This is a genomic window from Paludisphaera soli (genome assembly GCF_011064595.1).
GTDB lineage: Bacteria > Planctomycetota > Planctomycetia > Isosphaerales > Isosphaeraceae > Paludisphaera > Paludisphaera soli.
Genome location: NZ_JAALJI010000001.1, coordinates 206,255 through 228,797, shown reverse-complemented (window position 1 = coordinate 228,797; position 22,543 = coordinate 206,255). Strand labels below are relative to the sequence as shown.

Sequence of the window (22,543 nt, the reverse complement as noted above, 5' to 3'; positions counted from 1 at the left end):
CGCCGCCGGCCCGGGGGGATCGAGCCGCCGATGCAAGCCGAATCGAGGACGCGGAACCTGGCGATCTTCGCCGTCGCCGCCGCGCTGTTGCCGATCTTCGCCGGGGCCGACGGTCCGGCCCCCTCGCCCCCGACCGCCGCGAAACTCCGGGGGATCCTGGCCGCCGAGATGGCCCGCTGGCATCCGGCGGCCGTCGACCGCGAGGTCGGCGGATTCCACCAGGAGATCGACCGAGACTGGACCGTCCGGCCGGATCGGTCGAAGTTCCTCGTCTACCAGGCCCGCATGACCTGGACGGCCGCCGCCTTCGCCGAGTTCGACCCCTCGCGACGCGACGAGTATCTGGGCTACGCCCGCCACGGCCTGGCGTTCCTGGACGGCGTGATGCGCGACGTGGAGCAGGGGGGCTTCCACTGGATGCTCGACGCCGACGGCCGCCTCGACCCCGCGCTGGGGGACGAGAAGCACGTCTACGGGACCGCGTTCGTCGTCTACGCCGCCGCCAAGGTGCGGGCTGTGGGGGGCGACGAGCTGGCCCTGAAAGTCGCCCGAGACGCCTTCGACTGGCTCGAAGCCCACGCCCACGACCCCCAGCACGGCGGCTGGTTCGAGGCCGTCCGACGTGATGGCACGGCGATCACCGGCTACGACCCGGCCGCCCCCGTCGCGAAGCGCCAGGACCGACTGGGGGTCTACTACGGCTACAAGACGATGAACTCCCACATCCACCTGCTGGAGGCCCTGGCCGAGCTGGCGAAGGTGGACGACCGGCCGATCGTCCGCGAGCGCCTTCGCGAGGCGTTCCACATCGTCCGCGACAAGATCGCCGTCGAGCCCGGGGCCCTCAACGTTTACCTCACCCGCGACTGGCGGGCGGTGCCCGCGCACGACTCGTTCGGCCACGACGTCGAGACGGCCTACCTGCTGGTCGAGGCCGCCGAGGCGCCCCACATGCCCGACGACGAGGCGACGTGGAAGGTCGCGCGGGGCCTCGTGGACCACGCCCTGGACTGGGGCTGGGACGAGGAGTTCGGCGGCTTCTACGACAAGGGAGACGCTTTCGCCGCCGCCGCGTACGACCGCACCAAGGTCTGGTGGACCCAGGCCGAGGGGCTGAACGCCCTGGCGATGCTCGACCGCAAGTTCGGCCGCCAGACCGATCGCTACACCGGCGCCCTCGCCGCGCAGTGGGGGTTCATTGAGCGGAGCCTCATCGACCCCGAGTTCGGCGGCTGGTACGCCGAGGCCGAGCGCGACGGCCGTCGCCGCGGCGACGGCGCGAAGGCCAGCCCCTGGAAGGCCGACTACCACACGTCGCGGGCGCTGATGAACGTCGCGCGGCTTTGGGAAGCCCCGGAAACCCCCGGAAAGTGAACGACCGATGAGCCTGTCCGAACTCCGTCAAGAGTATGCCCGGCATCGCCTGGACGAGCAGGACCTGGACCCCGACCCGCTCCGGCAGTTCGAGCGCTGGTTCGCCGAGGCGCTGGCCTCCGGCGTCGTCGAGCCCAACGCCGCGACCCTCGCCACCGCCACGCCCGACGGCCGCCCTTCGGCGCGGATCGTCCTGCTGAAGGGCTGCGACGCGCGGGGCCTCACCTTCTTCACCAACTACGAGAGCCGCAAGGGGCGCGAGCTGGCCGCCAACCCCCGCGCGACGATGCTCTTCTTCTGGAAAGAGCTGGAGCGTCAGGTCGCGGTCGAGGGCGCGGTCGAACGGGTCTCGACCGAGGAGTCCGAGGAGTACTTTCACAGCCGTCCCGTCGGCTCGCGGCTGGGGGCCTGGGTCTCGAAGCAGAGCCGGGTGATCCCCGGTCGCGAGCACCTGGAATCGCTCTTCCGCGAGTACGAGGCGAAGCACGCCGACGGCGCCGTACCCCGCCCCGACTACTGGGGGGGCTTCCGCGTCCTCCCGGACGCCCTGGAGTTCTGGCAGGGGCGACCCAGTCGGCTGCACGACCGGCTCCGCTATCGCCTGAGCGACGCCGCCGCCTGGACGATCGAGCGGCTCTCCCCATGAACCGCGAAGCCCCCCGAGAGGCCACGGCCTTGACCACGAACGTCACGGGCCCGCGCTGCCCGGCCTGCGGCGAACCCCTCCCGATCGACGTCCCCGACGCTCCCTGCGGCCGATGCGGACGGGGCGTCTGGTTCGCCTGGGACGACGACGGCGACCCCGTGGTTCGCCCCCGGGGGGACCTGATCCAGGCCCACCCGCTCGATCAGTTCCTCCAGGCCGTCGAGCTTCGCCCGGGCGAACGCCTGGTCCTGGACCTGCGGGACGTCCACTACATCGCCAGCGAGGCCCTGGGTCGCCTGCTCGCGCTCCGCAAACGCGTCCTGGCCGCGCAGGGGCGGCTGACCCTCCGTCACATGGACGCCGACCTGATGGAGATCTTTCGCGTCACCCGCATCGCCTCGTTCTTCGAGATCGAGCCCTGAGCGCGGGCGACGGACCGCTCAAGGGGCCGGCAGGATCCGCCGGGCGTTCCCCCGCGTGAGCGCCTCGGCCTGCGCGGCGGACAGGGCCGACTCCTTGAGCTGCAGGTGCGCCGCCTCGGGGACGTAAAACGGGGCGTGCGAGCCCAGGAGCAGCCGGTCGATGCCGACCTGCGCGACGAGCCGCTTGATCCCCTCCAGCCCTTCGAGCATCCCGACGTCGACCCAGACCTCGCCGGCCGCCAGGAGCCGCCGAAGCGGCTCGCCGGACACCGTCCGCAGGGCGTTGAGCAGGACGACCCTCGGCTGCGAAGGGCGGGCGAGCAGCGGGATCAGCGGGGCCGGGTCGGTCCTCGGCAGGGCCTTCAGGAGCGGGTGCAGGGTCCGCTCGTCCTCCATCCGGACCGCGATCTGGACGACCAGCCCCCGCCCGCCGGCCTCGTCCAGCAGCTCGGCGAAGGCGGGGACGTCGAGGCCGTAGCCATGGTAACCGGGATGCAGCCGGACGCCGGGCATCGCGTGGACTTCCTGGCACCGCCGTAGCTCCTCCCGCCAGTCGGGAAGGGTCGGGTCGACCGCACCGAACGGCCGCAGCAGGCCGTCGCCGTGGCGGCGGCAGGTCTCCGCGGTCCGCGCGTTCACGGCGGCCAGGTCCCGGTGAAGCAGGGCGTCGAAGCTGCCGGCCCAGGCCTCGGTCACGCCCAGGCCCCGAAGCCGCGCCACGAGGGCCTCGGGCTCGTCGCACGGGAGTCGGCGGAAGGGGTAGCGGGAGAGCGACACGTTGACGTCGATCATGCCTCGATCCCCTTGGCCTGGAGGATGGGCCGGAGCAGGCGTCGGAGGTTCTCGCCCAGGACGAGCCGGCGGTCGGCTTCCGAGATGTCGGCCCCGTGGACCTTGGCGAGCTGGGTGGCGAAGCTCCGGCCGGGGGCGTCGCTGCCGTACAGGACCCGTTCGGCCCCCAGCTCGCGGACGGCCGCCTCCACGATCCCGGCCGTCGCGTCGACGCCCCCGAGGTCGACCGCGACGTTCGAGGCCGACCGGACGGCCCGGACGCCCAGCTCCCACTGGCCGCCGACGTGGCCGCAGACGAGGGACGCCTCGGGATGCCTGGACGCCAGCGTGGCCAGATCCATCGGGGTCGATTCGCCGGGCAGGTTGCCCTGGGCCTTGATCCAGGTGTGCTGGAACACGAGCGCCTTGAGGCCCTGGGCGTGGAGGACGAGGGCGTCGGCCTCGGGCGAGTCGCATCGCCCGGCGACCCAGAGCTTGAGGCCCACCATCGGCCCGTCGCGGACGCAGCGGTCGATCTCGCGGAGGCTGGCCTCAACGTGGTTGACGCTCACGTAGACGAAGCCGAAGGCCCGGTGATGCCAGTGGTCGAGCGCCTTGAGCACCTGGTCGTTCTGCCGCGTCAGGTCGGCCGGCGAGGGGTCGTAGGACCAGGGGTCGCCCATGAAGACGACCAGGCGGTCGATCCCCATCCGGTCGGCGGCCACGATCAGGCGGGCGATCGACTCCTCGGGTGTCTTCTCGCCGCTGCCGGCGAGATGGGTGTGGACGTCCCAGATCATTCGCGGAGCCCCCGAGTTCAATCCTGGATCCGCAGGAGGAAGGCGATCAAGTCGGCCATCTCCGTCGGCGTCACGGTCGTCTCCAGCCCCTCGGGCATCAGCGACTTGCCGGTGCCGGCGATCTCCGCGACGTTGCGGCGCAGGAGGGTCTGCTCCAGCCCCTCGCGGCCCCGCAGCGTGACGCTCGCGGGGGTCTCGGCGGCGACGAGCCCGGAGGCGACCCGGCCGTCGTCGAGGGCCACGGTGTATTCGAGGAACTCGGGCGAGACCTCGCGATTCGGGTCGAGGATGCTCCTCAGGATCTCCTCGGCCGTGCGCCGGCGGACCCCGGCGAGGTTGGGGCCGACCGCGTGGCCGCGCTCGCCGACCTTGTGGCAGGAGAGGCATTCGCGGTCGAAGACGGCCCGGCCCCGATCGGGGTCGCCGGGCTTCGCCAGGGCCGGGAGGAACTTCGCGACCGCCTCGGCGCGAGGGCCGATGGACTCGGCCGCGAACAGGGCCTCGGCGCGGGCGCGGACGGCGGGGTCGGCGTCCTTCAGGAGCAAGGTCCGGCGGGTCGGCGGGATCTGCCCCGGCGCGACCGTCCCCGCCTGCACGGCGTCGAGCAGCGGGCCGAGCCAGGTCCGACGGCCCAGGAGCAAAGCGACGACCTCCGCCCGCAGCCCCGGCGTGTAGCCCTTCCACGGCCCGAGCAGAGTCGCAGCCACCTCCGGCCGGTCGAACCCGGCGAGGGCCTTCACCGCCGCCGATTGCAACGCGGGGGGCTCGCTCGGCCCGATCAGCGGGGTGAGGACCGCTGCGGCCCGATCGTAATCCGACTGGCCGAGGATCGCGGCGGCCCGGGCTCGCCGGGCGGGGGGCTCGGCTCCGTCGGAGGCGATCGTCGCGGCGTCGGCGAAGAGCGCGTCCAGCCAGGCCGCTGAGGGAGGGGCCAGATCCGCCAGCGCCGAGAGCCGACGACGATTCCGCGACAGCCCGTCCCCCAGCCCGAGCGCAACCTCCACCGCCCCGTCGTCTCGCGCGCCTAGGGCCAGCGAGGCGAGGACCCGGCCGATCTCGTCGGCCCGCCCCCGGGCGCCGACGACCAGGGCGAGCGACCGCAGGATGGGGGCGCCTGGCCCGGCGGCGAACTCGGCATCGTCCCGCAGCCGCTCGAACAGGCCGGCCGGATCGACCGTCGCCGAGCTGAGGACTGCCGTCCGGATCCAGGGATCGGCCGCGTCCCGCCGCGCGATCTTCGCCAGGGCCGGGGCGACCCCCTCGCCGGCGATCTCGCCCAGCGTGAACGCGACCTGGAAGCGGACCCTGGGGGCCGAGTCGTCGGCCAGGGCCAGGACCGCCGTGCGAAGCTCCGACGCGTCGCCGAGCCGAGGCTCGGCCAGCAGCACGGCATGCTCCCGGACGTGCGGCGAGGCGTCACCCAGGGCCGCCTTCAAGTCGTCGTCGCCCAGCGCGTCCAGCCCCGCCAGCGAGTACAGGGCGTGGAGCCGACCCTCGGCCCGCGTCGAATCGCGGAGCAGGGCCTTCAAGAGCGGGACGGCGGCGGCGTCCTGACGCTCGAAGATCAGCCGATGGGCGGTTTCGCGGTGCCAGCCGTTGGGGTGCTCCAGCAGGCTCACCAGTTCGGCCGTGCCGGCGGCCCTCAGCTTCGGGGTCGGCCTGCGCGCGAAGTTGGGCGGGGACAGGCGGTAGATCCGGCCCCGGTCTTCGCCGCTGCGGAGGTCGAGCCGCTTGAGGATGTCCTCGGGGATCGACCAGGGGTGTTCGATCGTCTCGCGGTACATGTCCAGGACGTGCAGGGTCCCGTCGGGGGCGTTCACGAAGTTGACCGGGCGGAACCAGGTGTCGGTCGAGGCGGCGAACTCGACCTTGTCGTCGGCTCGGCGGGCGCGGAAGGTGACGCCGTCGGGCTCGACGGCCATGCGGTGGATCAGGTTGTTCGCGACCTCGCCCAGGAAGAGCTGGCCCCGGTAGGCCTCGGGGTAGGCGTCGCCGCGGTAGACCGTCAGGCCGCTCGACGACGTCAGGCTGCCGCCGGCCACCAGCTCGCTGCGGGGCATCGCCTTGCCGACCTCCGTCCAGCGCCTCGCCCGGAGTTCGCGCCAGGGCTCGGGGGGGCTGATGCGGAACATCGGCACGGCGTCGCCGGCCTCGGCCGCGTCGTTCAGGACGCGGGGCGTGGGGAGGAACAGGTTGCGGGCCAGGTAGCGCGCCGGGAGGACGACGTGCTCGGCCGGGTTGCGGATATCGCAGAGGAAGCGGTTCCCCGAATCGTCGAAGGTGTTCCCGAACCGCGCGCCGCCCGAGAGGACCTCGACTCCCGCGTTCTCGGGGTCGAACCGGAAGTCGCGGCGGGCGACGTCGACCCCAGTCCCTTCCGGAGCGTCGGCCGCGCGGATCTTGCCGCCGTTGCTGGAGCCGGCGCCGTAGACCTTGTGGTCCAGGCCCCACTGGAGGTTGTTCATCACCGCCTGGACGTTGTACTTGCGGAAGCCGGTCAGGACCTGGCGGCGCTCGTCGGCCCTGAGGTCGCCGTCGTGGTCCTTCAGATACCAGACGTCCGGCGTCGCGGCGACGAAGACGCCCCCCTTCCAGACGGCGACGCCGGTCGGCCACGACAGCTTGTCGGCGAAGATCTCGGCCCGGTCGAAGACGCCGTCGCCGTCGTCGTCGACCAGGATCCGGACGCGGCCGACCGGCGGGTCCTGGTTGTCGGCGAACGGCCGATCCTTATCGGCGTCGACGTGGGGGTAGTCGGTCATCTCGACGACGTAGAGCCGACCGTCCTCGTCGTAGGACGCCGCCACGGGGTCCATGACCAGGGGCTCGGCGGCCAGGAGGTCGAGCCGGAATCCCCCCTGGACGCGGAACGACTTCGAGGCCTCGGCCGGATCCAGCGGCGCGAAGCGAGGCAGCGGCTCGTCGGCCCCGGCGAGGCCGAAGGCTAGCAGGGCGAGCCCCGCCCGGAGGCGTCGATTCATGAGTCACCCGGCATGGACGCGGCGTCGAGGGTGGGACTGGGATCCGGGGCCGCGACACCGGACCCGCCAGACCAAGGAAGGTAACCCGGGCCGTCCGGCCTGGCAATCCGCAAGCCCGGCCGTCGCCGTCGCCGGCGGCCGCCGACCCCCTTGACATTGTGCGGCGGTCGGCCCGTCGGGTACGCTTGGGGGCTTGTGGCGAGCGCGGGGGAGGCCCCGGCCCGCGCGGGGTTCGGGGAGAGCGGAGACTCGGTCGAAGATGCTCCAGATCAAGCTGCCGGATGGGTCGGTCAAGGAATATCCCGAGGGGACCAGCCCGCGCGAGGTCGCCGCCGGGATCGGCAAGCGGCTGGCCGAGGCGTCGGTCGCCGCGGTCGTCGACGGGACGATCGTCGACCTGGACCGCCCGCTGGAGAACGGCGACCCGACGCGCGAGGCGATCGAGCTGCGCCTGCTCACGTCCCGCGACCGCGAGGCGCTGGACGTGCTGCGGCACTCCACCGCGCACATCATGGCCCGCGCGGTCATGCGGCTGTTCCCGGGCGTCCGACTGGCCTTCGGCCCGACCACGACCAACGGCTTCTACTACGACATGGAGGTCGACGGCCGGAGCATCTCCGAGGACGACTTCCCGGCGATCGAGGCCGAGATGGCCAAGATCACCAAGGACGCCGAGCCCTTCGAGCGGTTCAGCCTGCCGGCCGACAAGGCCCGAGAGTTCGTCGCCGACCTCGGCCAGACCCTCAAGGTGGAGCACATCGACGAGGAGCTGGCGAAGTTCGGCGTCCTCAGCTTCTACCGCCAGGGGGAGTTCGTGGACCTCTGCCGGGGGCCGCACATCCCCAACGCCGGCAAGGTGGGGGCGTTCAAGCTCCTCTCCATCGCCGGGTCGTACTGGAAGGGGCGGACCGACCGGCCGATGCTCCAGCGGCTCTACGGCACTGCGTTCTTCGACAAGAAGGAGCTGGACGCCTATCTCGCCCAGGTCGAGGAGGCCCGCAAGCGCGACCACCGCAAGCTCGGCAAGGAGCTGGGGCTGTTCACGATCTCGCAGCTGGTCGGCCCCGGCCTGATCCTCTGGATGCCCAAGGGCGCCGTCATTCGCGGCCTGCTCGAGACCTTCATGAAGGCCGAGCTGATCAAGCGCGGGTATCAGCCGGTCTACACCCCGCACATCGGCAAGGTGGACCTGTACAAGACCAGCGGCCACTATCCGTACTACAAGGATTCGCAGTTCCCGACCCTCAAGATGCCGGCCGACGCCTCCGCCAAGGAGCTGCTCGACGGCCTGATCGCCGGCAGCCTCGACGACGACGCCCAGCGCGTGCTGCTCGGCAAGGCGGGCATCCCCGAACGCCTACCCGACGCCTCGTCGGAGACGAAATTCACCCGGCCGTTCTTCGAGATGAGCGTGGCGGAGCGGATCGGCTACCTCGAACAGACCTGCGAGTTCGAGGAATACCTGCTCAAGCCGATGAACTGCCCGCACCACATCCAGATCTTCGCCGCCCAGCCGCGGAGCTACCGCGAGTTGCCGCTGCGGCTGGCCGAGTTCGGCACCGTCTACCGCTACGAGCAGTCGGGCGAGCTGTCGGGGATGACCCGCGTCCGGGGCTTCACCCAGGACGACGCCCACCTGTTCTGCACCCCGGAGCAGGTCCGCGGCGAGTTCCGGTCGACCATGGAGCTGACCCAGCACATCCTCGGGTCGCTCGGCCTGACCGACTACAAGCTCCGACTCTCCAAGCACGACCCCGAGGACCCCAAGTACCAGGGGGCCGCCGGCGACACCTGGCGCCAGGCCGAGGAAGACATCCGCTCGGTCCTCGACGAGATGGCCCTGCCGTACGAGGAGGCGGCCGGCGAGGCGGCCTTCTACGGCCCCAAGGCCGACTTCATCGTACGCGACTGCATCGGCCGCCAGTGGCAGCTCGGCACGGTCCAGCTCGACTACGTACTCCCCGAGCGGTTCGGCCTGGAGTACATCGGGGCCGACAACCACCCGCATCGGCCGGTCATGATCCATCGCGCGCCGTTCGGCAGCATGGAGCGGTTCATGGGGATCCTGATCGAGCACTTCGCCGGGGCCTTCCCGCTCTGGCTCGCGCCCGAGCAGGTCCGCATCCTGCCGATCTCCGACAAGGCGGCCGACTACGCGGAGAGCGTCCTCAAGCGGCTGACCGACGCCGGCTTCCGCGCCTCCATGGACCACCGCCCGGAGAAGATCGGGGCCAAGATCCGCGACGCCCAGCTCGACAAGACCCCCGTGATGTTCGTCGTCGGCGCCAAGGAGGCCGAGGCCGGCAACGTCGCCTACCGCGACCGCGTCGCCGGCGACCTCGGCGTCATGAGCCTCGAAGACGCCCTCGCCCGCGTCCGCAAGGAGGACGACGAACGCACCTTCCACCAGGCCGCCCCGCTCGCCCCGGCGACGACAGGCGAGGAGTCGGGCGCCAACCATGAGTATTGAGGCCGCGCCGGCCGCCGTACCGATCGGCGAGCCGCAGATCCGCGAGGCCGTCGAGCGGCTGAAGCCCTGGGCCCGCGTCACGCCCGTGATGACCTCGCGGACGCTCGACGAGCGGGCCGGCTCCTCGGTCTTCCTGAAGTGCGAGAACCTCCAGCGCGTCGGGGCGTTCAAGTTCCGGGGGGCGATGAACGCCCTGTTGCAGCTCGACGACGCGAGCAAGGCGGCGGGGGTGGTGACGCACTCCTCGGGGAACCACGCCCAGGCGCTGGCCCTCGCGGGGAAGCTGCTGGCGATCCCGGTCACGGTCGTCATGCCCCGCACCGCGCCCGAGATCAAGAAGGCGGCGACCGCCGGGTACGGCGCGTCGATCCGGCTCTGCGAGCCGACCCTCGCCGCCCGCGAAGCCGCCGTGGCCGACGAGATCGCCCGCAAGGGGCTGACGCTCGTCCATCCGTTCGACGACTGGAACGTCATCGCCGGCCAGGCGACCGCCGCCTGGGAGTTGCTCGACCAGGCCGGCCCGCTCGACGCCGTGATCGTGCCCGTCGGCGGCGGCGGGCTGATCGCCGGGACGGCCCTCGCGGTCAAGGCCCGGTCGCCGCAGACGCTCGTGATCGGCGTCGAGCCCGAGCGAGCCGACGACGCCCGTCGCTCGCTGGCCTCGGGCCGGATCGAGCCCTCGGGCGACCCACGGACCATCGCCGACGGCCTTCGCACCAGCCTGGGCGCACGCCCCTTCGCCGTCGTCTCCCGCCGGGTGGACCGGATCGAGACCGCGAGCGAGGCCGGCATCCTCGACGCCCTCCGCTTCCTCTGGGAACGGCTCAAGATCGTCGTCGAGCCCTCCAGCGCCGTCGTCGTCGCCCCGATCCTGGAACGCCGGCTCGACCTGCAAGGCCGGCGGATCGGCGCGGTGCTCAGCGGCGGCAACGTCGACGTGGGCCCGTTCTTCCAGACCCTCGCGGCCCAGTGGCTCTGATGCTCGGCCACCGATGAAGTTCGACCCGTGGCAAATAAGTCGCCCACTTCTCCACTCCACCGCCTCCTGAAGATCCAGCCCGGCCTGGCTCCGAAGTGGCTCAGCCCGCGCAACTCCTGCGAGGGCTTCGGCCTCCTGGACGTGCTCGCGGCGACGCCGCTCCTCGCCGCCATTGCACTCGGCCGACGACATGGCTGGGGGCCGGGGCTGCTCGCCGCCGCGCTGTACCTGCCGATGGCCTGGCTCTCCGAGCGATTCAACTCCGCCGAGCGATGGGGCCGCGCCCGACGCCGGCGCGGCGAGTGCCCCTCGTGTGGACGGGCGGGGATCGGGGCGGAGACTCCGTGCGAGTGCGGCCAGGCCGCCTGAATTCGCGGCCGATAGAAATCTCCCATGCGGCAGGGCGCCAATGCTTCCAGACTCACCAGTTCGCCCCACCGCGAGGTGCCGGAAATTGGCTTCGTTCGCGCCGACCGAGAATGGAACCCATCTGCCGCAAGACCTTTCTGGATTGAAGCTTGGATTCGATCCAGGGCCACCTGGATTGGGTTCGATCGGCGCGCTTTCGCAGGATTTCTGGCGACATTCGCTCGGCCCGATTCCACCGGCCGATGATCCCGAAGCGCGGCATCCCTGATGTCACGATGGTCTGGGAAAGCTCGGCGTAGCCGGTTGTTGCCGAGAGGCCACGGGTCGATGTCCGCCAGCCGGCACCGTCCATGGAGTGATAAGAAGAACGAGGGGCGATCGGCGTCGGCCCGCTTGACTCGACTCCGCGTCTCCCCGTAGACTAAGCCTGTTGACATTGAGTCGCAGTCCCACAAAACCCCCATGTCTTCAATCACGCGTCGGTCCTGGAAGCCCCGCCCGCCGCATGGAGGATCCTCGACGCGATGACCGACGCCGGATTTGCTCGCGGTCGCGTCGTGGTCGCGATCCTGACGTTGGCGTGCCTCGCGGGTTGTGACGACCGACGCCCCCCGCTGACGCCGCTCCGGGGACGCCTGCTCTTCAACGACATGCCCGTCGCCGGGGCCGAGCTGGTCTTCCACCCGCAGTTCGACGGCCCGGGGTGGCGGCCGACGGCCGTGACCGGCGAGGACGGGACGTTCGAGGCCGGCACGCTGGATCCCGGCGACGGGGCCCCCGAGGGCGCCTACAAGGTGACGATCGTCTGGCATCCGATGGCCGGCGAGGACGGCGAAGACCAGGGCCCCAACCTCCTGCCCGAACGCTACTCCCGAGTCGAGAGCACCGACCTGCAAGTTCAAGCCGGCCCGGCCTCCGCGGAGCCCCCCACGCTCCGGCTCACGGGCCCTTCCCGAGGAAAACGACGATGACGCGACGCCGCGACGCCTCCGCCCCCCAGGGATTCACGCTGATCGAGCTGCTCGTCGTCATCGCGATCATCGCGGTCCTGATCGCGCTGCTGCTCCCGGCCGTTCAGGCGGCCCGCGAGGCCGCCCGCCGGATGCAGTGCGTGAACAACCTCAAGCAGATCTCGCTGGCGATGCTGAACCTGGAGACCAGCCAGGGCCACCTCCCGTTCGGCGACCGTCTCAGCGACACGAACGTCAACAAGGTCGGCCCCGGCGTCCAGATGCTCCCGCACGTGGAGCAGGCCGTGCTCCACAACACCTACAACATCGCGATGAACTGGTACGACGCCGGGAACGCCACCACGGTGAAGACCCAGCTCGCCGTCTTCGTCTGCCCCTCGACGCCCAGGGCCGACCGCTCGTTCTCGGCGACCGAGGGGGGGGTGCCGTTCACCGCCTCGGCCGCCGACTACATGGCCCCGAGCGGGATCGGCAGCGGCGAGAAGACCTATCTGGAATCGCTGGGGATGGGGATCGGCGACGACAAGGCGATGCTGACGAAGAAGGTCAAGACCGCGAACTACCTCCAGCAGGTGACCGACGGCCTGTCGAACAGCGTCATGTACATGGAGTGCGCCGGCAAGCCCGAGGTCTGGCGGTCCGGCAAGACCACCGGCGGCGTCAACGTGAAGACCGGCTGGGCGAGCCACGCCACCGGGTTCGACCCCAAGCTGTTCGTGCAGGGGGGCTGCGCGGGGATCGGCTCGTGCGCGATCAACTGCTGCAACGACCAGGCCGTCTACGCCTTCCATCCGGGCGGGGCCAACGCCAGCTTCGGCGACGGCTCGGTCCGGTTCCTCAAGGCGACCATCTCGCCCCGGACCTTCGGCGCCGTCCTGACGCGGGCCAACGGCGAGATCATCGACGCGCTCGACTGATCGATTCGGGAAGCCGACCGCCGACGCGCCCATCCGTCCCACCGACCGAGAGAGCACGATGTCGAAGAAGCCCGCCTCCGCCAACAAGAACTGGCTGCTGGTCAAGTTCCGCGAGTGGCATTCGTGGGGGGGCCTCTTCCTCTCGCTGTTCATCCTGGTGGTCGCCGCCACCGGGCTGCTGCTCAACCACAAGGATTTGTTCTTCCACCGAGCCGAGCCGAAGAAGGGCCCGACCGGGGCCCTGACCGCTTCGTTCGACTTCACGGCCCTCCCGGTAGGCTTCGCCCGGGCGCTGGAGCTGTCGCGTGAGCACCTGGGGGACGGGCCGTTCGAGAAGATCGAGCTGAAGGACGAGCGCGGAAGGCTGGTGTACAAGGTCTCGCAAGGCGAGGGTCATGAGGTCCAGATCGACGCGACGACGGGGGCCGTCTCCTCGAAGTACGGCATGAGCCTCGACGCCCGCCAGGCGGGGGTGATCAACTGGGCGAAAGTGGTGGACGACCTGCACTCGGGCAAGCTGTTCGGCACGGTCGGCAAGCTCGTCGTGGACCTGACCAGCGGCACCATCATTTTGCTGACGCTGACGGGGATCTACCTCTGGGCCGTGCCCTGGATGCGCAAGCGGGCGAGCGCCCGCCAACGGCTCGCCGAGCCCGCCCGCGCCGTCGCGGCGACGACCCATCCGGCGCTGCAGGACCTGGCGGCCCGCCGTGCCGCGCGCCTGGAGGCGGCCCGGGCCGCGGAGCCGGCCGAGGCGGCGCAGGTCTGACGCTCGGCCGGGGAGAAAGCCGACGGCGGGGCGGCTCGCCCTTGTGCGGGGGCCGGTCGGGCCGCAAGATCGGGGCGATGCCGTTTCCCCGGTCGTGCGCCCCGAGATCGAATCGTCCATGACAACCCTCGCCTGGATCGCCGTCGTCGACCTCGCCGCGGTCGTGTTCCTGACGGTGCGCCGCGTCGACGTCCGCCTGGTGCTCCTGCTGGGGGCGCTCCCCTTGTTCGCGGCGGCGGCGGGGCCGGGGATGGTCGAGATGACGGCCAAGGTCGCCGCCGAGATGGCCAACCCGGCGACCATCGTGCCGATCGGCTCGGCGATGGGGTTCGCCTACGTCCTGCGCGTGACGGGATGCGACCGCGAGATGGTCCGCCTGCTGCTTCGGCCGCTGCGGCGGGCCCCGGCGTTCCTCGTGCCGGGGGGGATCGCGGCGGGCTACCTCGTCAACACGACGATCGTCAGCCAGGCGGGGACGGCGGCCGTGCTGGGGCCGATCCTGATCCCCTTGCTGCGGGCCGGCGGGCTCGACGCCGCGACGGCCGGCGCGGTGCTCCTGATGGGGGCGTCGATGGGGGGCGAGCTGTTCAACCCCGGCGCGGTCGAGATGCGGAAGCTCTCCGAGCTGACCGGGATCGCCGGCCACGACGTGGTCTCGCGCCAGGCCCCGCTCAACTTCATCGCCTGCGGCGCGGCCCTGCTGACCTTCTGGATCCTCGCCGCGCGACGGGCCGGGGCGGGGGAGGGGGTGGAGCCGGAACCGGCCGGCTACGGCCTCGAAGAACCGCGCGTCAATGTGTTCAAGGCGATGATCCCGGTCGCGCCGCTGGCGATCCTGTTCGTCGACGGGGCGATGGGCGACGCCTCGCCCCTGGCCGAGTTCGCGGGCCCGTCGAAGATCCTGTCGGCGATGCTCGTCGGCGTCTCGCTGGCGTGGGCCGCCGCGCCGAGGTCGGGATCGCGGCTGGCCCACGAGTTCTTCGAGGGGGCGGGGTACGCGTACACGCACGTCATCTCGCTGATCGTGGCCGCCTCGACGTTCGCCGAGGGGGTTCGACGCAGCGGCCTGATCCAGGTGCTGGTGCGGCTCCTGGCCGATCGCCCGGGGCTCGCGCCGGCGGCCTCGGCGCTCCTGCCGTGGGGCCTGGGGGTGGTGTCGGGGAGCGGGATCGCGCCGGCGGTGGCGATCATGGAATTCTTCGTCCCGGCCGCCGAGCAGCTCGGGCTCGACCCGGTGCGGATCGGCACGCTGGCGGCCCTCGGCGCCCATTTCGGCCGGACCATGAGCCCGGCGGCGGCCGTGGTCGCCATGTGCGCGCGCCTCGCGGACCAGCCGGGGACCAGCCTGATCCGCCGGGTCGTCGCGCCGCTGCTGGTCGGCCTGGCGGTGATGATCGCCGTGAGCGTCCTGCGGATCTTCTGAGCCGCCTACCCCCGCGAGACGCGTCGACGCTCGTCTTGCCGCCGTCGCGTCAGATTGGTATTCGTAAAGGTTTGCGCGAGCCCGCGGGGGCCGTGCGCATCGACTTGACACGCCAGCCCGAGGGGAGCCGCAGCAGCCGTGGCCGACAACCATTCGTTCGACGTGGTCAGCGAGATCAATCAGGTCGAGATGCACAACGCCGTCACGCAGGCCCAGCACGAGTGCACCGTGCGGTACGACTTCAAGGGGACCAAGGCGGCGATCGAGTACAACAAGAAGGACAACACCCTGACCCTGACGGGCGACCACAAAGGGCAGCTGGAGACCGTCCTCCAGGTCCTCAAGGAGAAGATGGCCAAGCGCGGTGTGCCGGTGAACGCCGTGGTCCGCGGCAAGCTGGAAGAGGCCACCCACGACTCGGTGCGCGAGACGATGACGATCCACTCCGGGATCGAGTCGGAAGACGCCCGCAAGATCGTGAAGGAGGTCAAGCAGATGAAGATCAAGGTGCAGGCCCAGATCATGGACGACAAGGTCCGGATCACGGGCAAGAAGGTGGACGACCTCCAGGCGGTGATCGCCCACCTGAAGGAGAACGGGCCGGAATACCCTCTCCAGTTTGTCAACTTCACCTGACCAAATCGACCGCACCGCGCCGGCAAGGTCGAGTGCCCTGCCGGCGTCCGCGGTGTGAAGCGAAGTCCTCCCGACGCCGATCTCCTATGGTCGGCGGAACAGATCCGGGCTCGCGGAACGGCGAGAGGCCGCCCGGACGGATAATCGAGGAGGACGACGGATGGGCTTCCTGAACGGACGAATGACTTTCACCCGGTTCCGCGTGGGCGGCCCGTCGCCGCTGCCGTTCTCCGAGGAGACGCTGGAGAAGCTGGAAAGCCACAAGATCGGCAAGCACAGCCCCGCCGAGCCGACCGACGGCGTCAGCACCGGCTGGGGGGGCGGCGGCCACGTCCTCGACGTCAATTTCGACCTCGCCAAGAACCTCATCAACGACGCCCTCCACGCCTCGATCCGGGTCGACACCGACAAGATCCCCGGCACCCTGCTGAAGGCCTACACCCAGATCGAGCTGGACGCCCGCGCCGCCATGAACCCGAGCGGCACGCCGACGAGGGCCCAGCGCACCGAGGCGAAGGAGGCCGCCAAGGCCCGCGCCGAGTCCGAGGCCTCCGACGGCCGGTTCCGCCGCAGCAACCACTACCCGATCCTCTGGGACGGCCGCCAGGAGATCCTCTACGTCGGCTCCACCAGCTCGAACGTCGTCGAGCGGGCCACGGCGCTCTTCCGCGAGACCTTCGAGCGTCCCCTGGAGCCGATCACCGCCGGGTCGCTGGCGATGGGCTCGCACGAGTCGCTGGCCGAGTCCGACCGGGTCGCGCAGAAGCTCGGCGAGGGCTCGCTGAACCTCTACGGCGGCGACAGCGGCGACCAGCTCTCCACCGTCGCCTGGGCCGAGAAGGCCCCGAACATGCTCGACCACCTGGGCAACGAGTTCCTGGTCTGGCTCTGGCACCAGCTCCAGAACGAGAGCGACACCATCCCGCTCTCCGACGGCACCGAAGTCGCCGTGATGCTGGCCAAGACCCTGACCCTGGACTGCCCCCGCGGCGAGACCGGCCGCGACAGCCTGACCGACGACTCGCCGACGCGGCTCCCCGAGGCCTTCCGCGCCCTGCAGTCCGGCAAGCTCCCGCGCAAGGCCGGCCTGATCGTCGTCCGCCACGGCATGCAGTACGAGTTCACCATCCAGGCCGAGAGCCTCGCCGTCACCGGCGCCCAGCTCCCGAAGCCCGAGGAACGACTCGCCCCTTACGAGGCGAAGTGCGAGCGGATCGACGGCCTCCGGCACTTCGCCGAGACGCTCGACCTCCTCTTCGACGCCTACCGCGCCCGCAAGACCGCCAACTCCTGGGCCGAAGAAGTCGGCCGAATCAAGCGCTGGCTCACCGCCGCCGCCTGACCTCCCGAGACGCGGGCGAAGGCCGCCGGGGTCGTTTGCGACCTCCTCGGCCCCGCAGCCTCCGCCCCGATTTGAGCCACGAGGGGAGGAGCCCGACGCGCAAGCGGACGGCACATCCTTCCTCCCCTCGTGATGCTCCTTTTCGAAGTTTGGCAGTCCCTCGTGCGGACGACGAACTTCCGCATCATTCGCCGGCCAAGTCCAGTAGGGTGGGCACCGCCCACCTGCTAGGCCGTGGACTAATCCCGGTCGGCGGTGCCCACCCTACATGGCTGAAGTTATGGGGATAGATGGGTGACACTGCCGGTCTTCAGCATGCGCCATCCCCCGAATTTCGTGGGTGAAACCCTGAGAAGGCAACATTCGCTTGCCTTCGTGCGGAAGCAGGCGTACACTGTACGTCGATATCCTACACGCCTTGGAGACCACATCCATGTCGGAGCCGTTCGAGCCGTTCCCCGAAGTGATGTATCTTGGGCATACTCGTCTTCAGGGGCTCTGCGATGAGTGGTGCAGCACCCCTCAAGCTCAAGAATGCGGCGTGGGGGCCGTCACCATATCGCCGGACTGTCGGAGCTTCAGTCCAGCCCTCCAGGCGAACGGGGCATGGGGGGACGGAAAGGGGACCTCGCTCCATTTCCCCTTCGACCGCCTGCTCCATTACATCGTTGACCATGGCTGCCCGGAAGAGCAGCGAGCGACCATCAAAGATCGGTTGCGGATCTTGCGGCAGAGGGTAGGTCCGAATCTCTTCCAGAACTACCGGGTCAATAACGAAGCAGTGCTCATGTCGGTCCGCTGCCCGGTGTGTCAGAAGTTCCTCGTGAGCACCCTGCGTTTACTCGTCATCCAGGCTCGAACTTACCCGTGGACGGGCGACGAAGAGGTGACATGCCCTGGATGCGGGGTCGATGTCGCCATCAGGCCGGACAACGTGCTCTGGGCCATCGACCCGGAACAGGCGAAGGAAGCGTAAGTCCGGTCGTTTCGGCGTCTGGGGTGGACTTAGGATGGCTCGTCGGACGGCGTGGCCGCACTCGTTCCGACACCTGGGAGAGCTTCGTCGATGGACCCAAGCACCACTACCGTACTGACAGCCTTGGCTTCCAACGCCGGCAAGTCCAGCAGGGTGGGCATCGCCCCCCGGGGTCATTCGCCGGCTATTTCCTCGACTTGCTGATTGGGCTTCAACACTGGCGTTCGGCCGTCGCAACTACAACCCCAATGCTTGGGGTAGAGACCGGCTTGGACCCAACGGTCGAAGCTCGAGTACGGCCAGAGGTGGGGACACGACGTCAACCCGTGCCGCACTGGATTGTAATGGATGTACTCCATGAGGGCTTCGAACTCCTCCTCGCTCTCGACGGTGTGCTCCCAGAACCGCCGCTGCCAGACGTCGCTTTCGCGGTGGCGGTGCCTCGACCGACTGGTGCCGACGCTGGCCACCCCGCGCCCCTGGAGCGATCGGGTGAACAGGACCTTCATCCGGCCGACGCGGCGCGAGTAATCCGCGTCACCCCGGGGGAGTGACCAGAGGAAATGCGCGTGATCCGGGAGGACAACCGCCGCGGGGATGCGAAATGGTGTCTCGCACATCACCTGCCCGAGCGCCTGCCGCAGCCTTGCCACATTCGCCGGTCCGTCGAGGATCGGCGCGCGACGGTACGTGACGACCGTCAGGAAGACGGTGCCACCCGGGACGTAAGCGCGACGGTAGTTGGGCAACGTCCGCCCCTCCATTCCGGGGCCTCAAAGCGGTGGGCGGTGCCCACCCTACAAGGCTCCCCTCGTGATGCTCCCTTTCGACGAGGCGGCCGGACGCTCAGGCGGACGGCCTCACGCGCCGGCCTCGTCCAGCTTCCGGATCGCCCCGGCGTCCAGCTTGAGATCCACGGCCTGGATCAGGTCGTCGAGCTGTTCGACGCTCGTCGCGCTGGCGATGGGGGCGGTGATGCCGGGGCGGGCGATGAGCCAGGCGAGGGCGACGCTCGCGGGCTTGGCGTTCAGGGCGGCGGCGACCTCGTCGAGCGCTTTGACCACGCGGAAGCCGCGGTCGTTGAGGTACTTCTTGACGTTCCCGCTCCGCGCGGCGGACTTGGACAGGTCGGCCTCGCTCCGGTACTTGCCGGTCAGGAAGCCGCTGGCGAGCGAATAGTACGGGATGACGCCGATGTTCTCCCGGCGGCAGAGCGGCTCCAGCTCGGCCTCGTAGCCGGCTCGCTCGACGAGGTTGTAGTGGGGTTGGAGGCACTCGTATCGCGGCAGGCCGTGCTCGGCGGCGATCTTGAGGGCCTCGGCGAGCCGCGCGGCGGTGAAGTTCGAGGCGCCGATGACGCGGACCTTCCCCTGCTTGATGAGGTGGTCGTAGGCTTCCAGCGTCTCCTGCTGGGGCGTGCCGGGGTCCTCGTCCTTGTGGGTCTGGTAGAGGTCGATGCGGTCGGTCTGCAATCGCTTCAGCGAGTCCTCGACGGCGCGGAGGATGTAGGCCTTGCTCAGGCCCTTCTTGCCGTCGCCCATGTCCATGCCGACCTTGGTCGCCAGGACGATCTGGTCGCGCTTGCCGGACTGCCTGAGCCACCTGCCCAGGATGGTTTCGGACTCGCCCCCCTGGTTGCCGGCGGCCCATCGGGAGTAGACGTCGGCCGTGTCGATGAAGTCGAGGCCGGCGGCGACGAAGGCGTCGAGGATCCGGAACGACGCCGCCTCGTCGATCGTCCAACCGAACACGTTGCCCCCCAGGGCGAGCGGGACGACCTCCAGCTCCGAACGGCCGATCTTCCGCTTTTCCATCTGCGACTCCTGCATCAAGGTGGCCTGGCCGGCGTCCCCACGCCCCGGGCGGGGGACCTCGCGCCATTCTAGCGCGCCGGGGAACGCGCCGCGGTCTCCCGTGCACAAACCATGCGGTGATGCGAACCGACCGGCGAGACGGTAAGCTTTTCGGATCGACCGCCCGGGGATGGGCGGGAGGCTTTCCGGGTCCGGGGAACTCCGAGGACGATGCAAGCAACGATTGACGCCGTGGCGTTCGACCTCGACGGCCTGATGTTCGACACCGAGGCCCTCTTCTTCCGCGTCGCCTGCGAGGCGCTGGAGGCCCGCGGGGCTCGATTCACGGCCGAGATGATGGCGGCGATGATCGGCCGGCGCGCCGTCGAGGCCGGGCACATCCTCCAGACGATGAGCGGGCTCGACGCCGACCCCCAGGAGCTGCTGGCCGACGTCCGCGAACGCTACCTCGCCGTGCTGGACACCGACGCCGCGCCCACGCCGGGCCTGCTGACGCTGCTCGATCGGCTGGAGCGGGGCGACGTGCCGAAGGCCGTCGCCACGTCCTCGAAGCGGGCCCACGCCGAACGGCTGCTGGGGGGGCACGGGCTCCGCGAGCGGTTCGCATTCATCCTGGGGTCGGAGGACGTGGAGCGGGGCAAGCCCGAGCCGGAAATCTACCTGAAGGCGGCCGAAGGTTTCGGCGTGGCCCCCGAACGTCTTATGGTGCTGGAGGACAGCCCGGCCGGCGTCGCCGCGGCGCGCGCGGCGGGGGCCTTCGTGGTAGCCGTGCCGCACACGCACAGCGTTGCCGAGGGCCTCGGCCTGGCCGACCTGATCGTCCCCCGTCTCGACGCCCCCGCGCTGCTCGAGCGGCTGGGCGCCTGATCGCAAGGAGAACCCCGATGTCCGCCCCGGTCGAAGCCCCCCGCGAGACGTTCGACGCGCTGCCCACGGTGACACGCGACTTCATGCCCTACATCGCGCCGATGTTCGCCTACGTCGCACTCTCCAGCCTGGAGGGCTACCTGCCCGGCCCGGGCTGGTACCCGCCGGCCTACGCGGCGAAGGCGGCGGTGGTGGCGGCGATCATGTGGTACTACCGGACGACCTGGAGCGACCTTCGTCCCGCGCCTGGGGTGCGGGACGTCGCCCTCGCGGTGGCGACCGGACTCGTCGTGGTCGGCCTCTGGATCGGGCTCGACGGGCTCTATCCCGACCTGCCGTTCATGGGGGGCGGGCGTCAGGCGTTCGATCCCGAGGTGCTGAGCCCGGCGGCGCGGGTGGGCTTCATCCTCGTCCGGATGCTGGGGCTGGTGCTGCTGGTGCCGGTGTTCGAGGAGCTGTTCTGGCGGTCGTTCCTGATCCGATGGCTGATCGACCAGGAGTTCTGGAAGGTCCCCATCGGCCGGGTGACCTGGACGGCGGCCCTCGTCAGCGCGGGGGCGTTCGCGCTGGCTCATCCCGAATGGCTGCCGGCGTTCCTGACGGGCCTGCTCTGGGCGGGACTGCTGGCGTACACGAAGTCGATCTCGGCGTGCGTGATCAGCCACGTCGTCGCGAACCTGGCGCTCGGCGTCTACGTGATCGCCACCAGGTCGTGGAAATACTGGTGAGCCCCGGTCGAGGAGGGCCAGCATGATCATCCCCTGGGGGACCGACGCCCCGATCTACCACCGGCCGATCGCCACGGTCGGCGTGATGGTCGCCTGCGTCCTGGCGTTCGCGGCCGACCCGTACGGCCGGCACACGGAGTGGATGCTGGAGCTGGGCGGCGGCGTGCATCCGGTCCAGTGGGTGACGAACATCTTCCTCCACGCCGGGATCATGCACCTCCTGGGCAACCTGCTGTTCCTCTGGGCCTTCGGGATCATCGTCGAGGGCAAGCTGGGGTTCTTCGGCTTCCTCGCGGTCTACCTGGCGATGGGGGTTTTCCAGAGCGGCACGATCCAGCTCCTGGCCGACCCGGCGGGGAGCCACCACATGCTGGGCGCCTCGGGCGCGATCTACGGCCTGATGGCGCTGTGCATGATCTGGGCCCCGCGCAACGACCTGTACTGCCTGGTGATCCTCTCGGGCTTCATGCGTCTGCTGGTCTTCCAGCCCGAGATCCCGATCATCTGGTTCGCGGCGTTCTACATCGCCTGGGAAGTGCTGACGGCGAGCCTGGTCTCGGCCGTGAGCCAGTCGCTGGCGGTATCGTCGGCCCTCGCCCACGCCACGGGGGCGATCGCGGGCGTGGGGCTGGGACTGATCCTGTTGAAGCTGGATCTGGTCGATTGCGAGGGCTGGGACTTGCTCTCGCGCATGAAACACGGCCGGACCGGGACGATGCACCGGCCGACCAAGCGCAAGCCGCACCAATCGCTCGTCGAGAAGGTCCAGAAAAAGGTGTCCAAGGCCCGGAAGGCGAAGGCGGCCGGCGAGGCCCCGGACGTGGTGGCGCTACGGACGCTCCGGGCGCACCTGGACGCTGAGGAGACCGAGGCGGCCATCGGATTCTACCGGGCCACGCGACGCCGGTTGAAGGGCTGGCGGCCCCCCGACCCCGAGCGCGTCGACTTGATCAAGGCGCTGGCCGCCGCCCAGGCCTGGGAGGACGCCGCGGGGGTCATGCAGGCGTATTTGAACGAGTCCAACCTCCCTTCGCCGAAGATCCGCCTCAAGCTCGCCGAGATCCTGATCCGCCGCCTGGAGCGCCCAGTGGCGGGGCTCCGGGCCCTGAACCAGATCCCCGAATCGGCCCTCCCCGCGAATCTGGTCGACGCTCGCCGCAAGCTCGTGGCGATCGCCGAGCATCTGCGCGAGGAGGGAGTCCTCGAACTCGACGCCGAGGTTCAGCCCATTTGAACCCTCCGGGAGCCCTCGGCGTATCTCCTACAATCGCCAGGCTCGCCCGAAACG

21 protein-coding genes are annotated in these 22,543 nt (G+C 70.2%); 16 read left to right on the top strand and 5 right to left on the bottom strand.

Translation table 11 applies throughout. The features are described 5' to 3' along the window. The first annotated feature begins 30 nt into the window (after window positions 1-30). Genes G6O68_RS00840 through G6O68_RS00830 form a run of 3 tightly spaced genes read left to right on the top strand, consistent with a single transcriptional unit; the run spans window position 31 to window position 2,442 of the window. Complete coding sequence (locus G6O68_RS00840) at window positions 31-1,374, top strand: AGE family epimerase/isomerase (protein WP_165243814.1); 1,344 nt, start codon at window positions 31-33, stop codon at window positions 1,372-1,374. 7 nt (window positions 1,375-1,381) lie between these two features. Next, window positions 1,382-2,020, top strand: a complete 639-nt coding sequence (gene pdxH, locus G6O68_RS00835) for a pyridoxamine 5'-phosphate oxidase (protein WP_165243812.1) — start codon at window positions 1,382-1,384, stop codon at window positions 2,018-2,020. Beyond that, complete coding sequence (locus G6O68_RS00830) at window positions 2,017-2,442, top strand: STAS domain-containing protein (RefSeq protein ID WP_165243810.1); 426 nt, start codon at window positions 2,017-2,019, stop codon at window positions 2,440-2,442. The genes pdxH and G6O68_RS00830 overlap by 4 nt, the downstream gene beginning before the upstream one ends. Window positions 2,443-2,460: 18 nt before the next feature. Here G6O68_RS00830 and G6O68_RS00825 read toward each other — a convergent pair whose 3' ends face one another. The 3 genes from G6O68_RS00825 to G6O68_RS00815 are packed head-to-tail and all read right to left on the bottom strand — an operon-like array spanning window position 2,461 to window position 6,994. Continuing rightward, window positions 2,461-3,234 carry an amidohydrolase family protein gene (locus G6O68_RS00825; RefSeq protein WP_165243808.1) on the bottom strand — a complete coding sequence of 258 codons (774 nt, stop codon included), beginning with the start codon at window positions 3,232-3,234 and terminating at the stop codon, window positions 2,461-2,463. Then, window positions 3,231-4,013, bottom strand: coding sequence for an amidohydrolase family protein (locus G6O68_RS00820; RefSeq protein ID WP_165243806.1), 783 nt, complete (start codon window positions 4,011-4,013; stop codon window positions 3,231-3,233). Before G6O68_RS00820 ends, G6O68_RS00825 begins: the two co-directional genes overlap by 4 nt. Window positions 4,014-4,030: 17 nt before the next feature. Next, window positions 4,031-6,994, bottom strand: a complete 2,964-nt coding sequence (locus G6O68_RS00815) for a PVC-type heme-binding CxxCH protein (RefSeq protein WP_165243804.1) — start codon at window positions 6,992-6,994, stop codon at window positions 4,031-4,033. Between the two features lie 259 nt (window positions 6,995-7,253). Between G6O68_RS00815 and thrS the strand changes: the two genes are divergently transcribed. The 10 genes from thrS (at window position 7,254) to G6O68_RS00765 (ending at window position 17,846) form a co-directional block, all read left to right on the top strand. After that, a complete protein-coding gene (thrS, locus tag G6O68_RS00810; protein WP_165243802.1) occupies window positions 7,254-9,464 on the top strand; it encodes a threonine--tRNA ligase in 2,211 nt (736 codons plus the stop codon). Further along, a complete protein-coding gene (locus G6O68_RS00805; RefSeq protein ID WP_165243800.1) occupies window positions 9,454-10,443 on the top strand; it encodes a threonine/serine dehydratase in 990 nt (329 codons plus the stop codon). The genes thrS and G6O68_RS00805 overlap by 11 nt, the downstream gene beginning before the upstream one ends. Before the next feature lie 27 nt (window positions 10,444-10,470). Further along, complete coding sequence (locus tag G6O68_RS00800) at window positions 10,471-10,812, top strand: hypothetical protein (RefSeq protein WP_165243797.1); 342 nt, start codon at window positions 10,471-10,473, stop codon at window positions 10,810-10,812. A 524-nt stretch (window positions 10,813-11,336) separates the two neighbouring features. Next, window positions 11,337-11,783, top strand: coding sequence for a hypothetical protein (locus G6O68_RS00795; RefSeq protein WP_165243795.1), 447 nt, complete (start codon window positions 11,337-11,339; stop codon window positions 11,781-11,783). Further along, window positions 11,780-12,700, top strand: a complete 921-nt coding sequence (locus tag G6O68_RS00790) for a DUF1559 domain-containing protein (protein ID WP_165244589.1) — start codon at window positions 11,780-11,782, stop codon at window positions 12,698-12,700. The genes G6O68_RS00795 and G6O68_RS00790 overlap by 4 nt, the downstream gene beginning before the upstream one ends. A 58-nt stretch (window positions 12,701-12,758) precedes the next feature. Next, complete coding sequence (locus G6O68_RS00785) at window positions 12,759-13,469, top strand: PepSY-associated TM helix domain-containing protein (RefSeq protein ID WP_165243793.1); 711 nt, start codon at window positions 12,759-12,761, stop codon at window positions 13,467-13,469. A 118-nt stretch (window positions 13,470-13,587) separates the two neighbouring features. Then, window positions 13,588-14,892 (top strand): C4-dicarboxylate transporter DcuC, encoded by a 1,305-nt coding sequence (gene dcuC / locus G6O68_RS00780; protein WP_165243791.1) that lies wholly within the window; start codon window positions 13,588-13,590, stop codon window positions 14,890-14,892. Between the two features lie 138 nt (window positions 14,893-15,030). Beyond that, window positions 15,031-15,528, top strand: coding sequence for a YajQ family cyclic di-GMP-binding protein (locus G6O68_RS00775; RefSeq protein WP_165243789.1), 498 nt, complete (start codon window positions 15,031-15,033; stop codon window positions 15,526-15,528). A gap of 160 nt (window positions 15,529-15,688) precedes the next feature. Next, complete coding sequence (locus tag G6O68_RS00770) at window positions 15,689-16,870, top strand: hypothetical protein (RefSeq protein ID WP_165243786.1); 1,182 nt, start codon at window positions 15,689-15,691, stop codon at window positions 16,868-16,870. Between the two features lie 433 nt (window positions 16,871-17,303). Then, window positions 17,304-17,846, top strand: coding sequence for a hypothetical protein (locus G6O68_RS00765; RefSeq protein WP_165243784.1), 543 nt, complete (start codon window positions 17,304-17,306; stop codon window positions 17,844-17,846). Between the two features lie 173 nt (window positions 17,847-18,019). Here G6O68_RS00765 and G6O68_RS00760 read toward each other — a convergent pair whose 3' ends face one another. Together G6O68_RS00760 and G6O68_RS00755 are read right to left on the bottom strand one after the other, a co-directional pair. Continuing rightward, window positions 18,020-18,595: an REP-associated tyrosine transposase gene (locus G6O68_RS00760; RefSeq protein ID WP_165243782.1), complete on the bottom strand. Its 576-nt coding sequence runs from the start codon at window positions 18,593-18,595 to the stop codon at window positions 18,020-18,022. 111 nt (window positions 18,596-18,706) lie between these two features. Beyond that, window positions 18,707-19,660 (bottom strand): aldo/keto reductase, encoded by a 954-nt coding sequence (locus G6O68_RS00755; RefSeq protein WP_165243780.1) that lies wholly within the window; start codon window positions 19,658-19,660, stop codon window positions 18,707-18,709. 210 nt (window positions 19,661-19,870) lie between these two features. Here G6O68_RS00755 and G6O68_RS00750 point away from each other — a divergent pair, with 210 nt between their 5' ends. From G6O68_RS00750 to G6O68_RS00740, 3 genes are read left to right on the top strand one after another with little or no spacing between them, the layout of a single operon-like run. Next, complete coding sequence (locus G6O68_RS00750; protein ID WP_165243778.1) at window positions 19,871-20,527, top strand: HAD family hydrolase; 657 nt, start codon at window positions 19,871-19,873, stop codon at window positions 20,525-20,527. 17 nt (window positions 20,528-20,544) lie between these two features. After that, the gene (locus G6O68_RS00745; protein WP_240910886.1) at window positions 20,545-21,255 is read left to right on the top strand and encodes a CAAX prenyl protease-related protein; all 711 of its coding nucleotides are present in this window, start codon (window positions 20,545-20,547) and stop codon (window positions 21,253-21,255) included. Window positions 21,256-21,277: 22 nt separating this feature from the next. Continuing rightward, the gene (locus G6O68_RS00740) at window positions 21,278-22,489 is read left to right on the top strand and encodes a rhomboid family intramembrane serine protease (RefSeq protein ID WP_165243776.1); all 1,212 of its coding nucleotides are present in this window, start codon (window positions 21,278-21,280) and stop codon (window positions 22,487-22,489) included. Window positions 22,490-22,543: the final 54 nt, after the last annotated feature.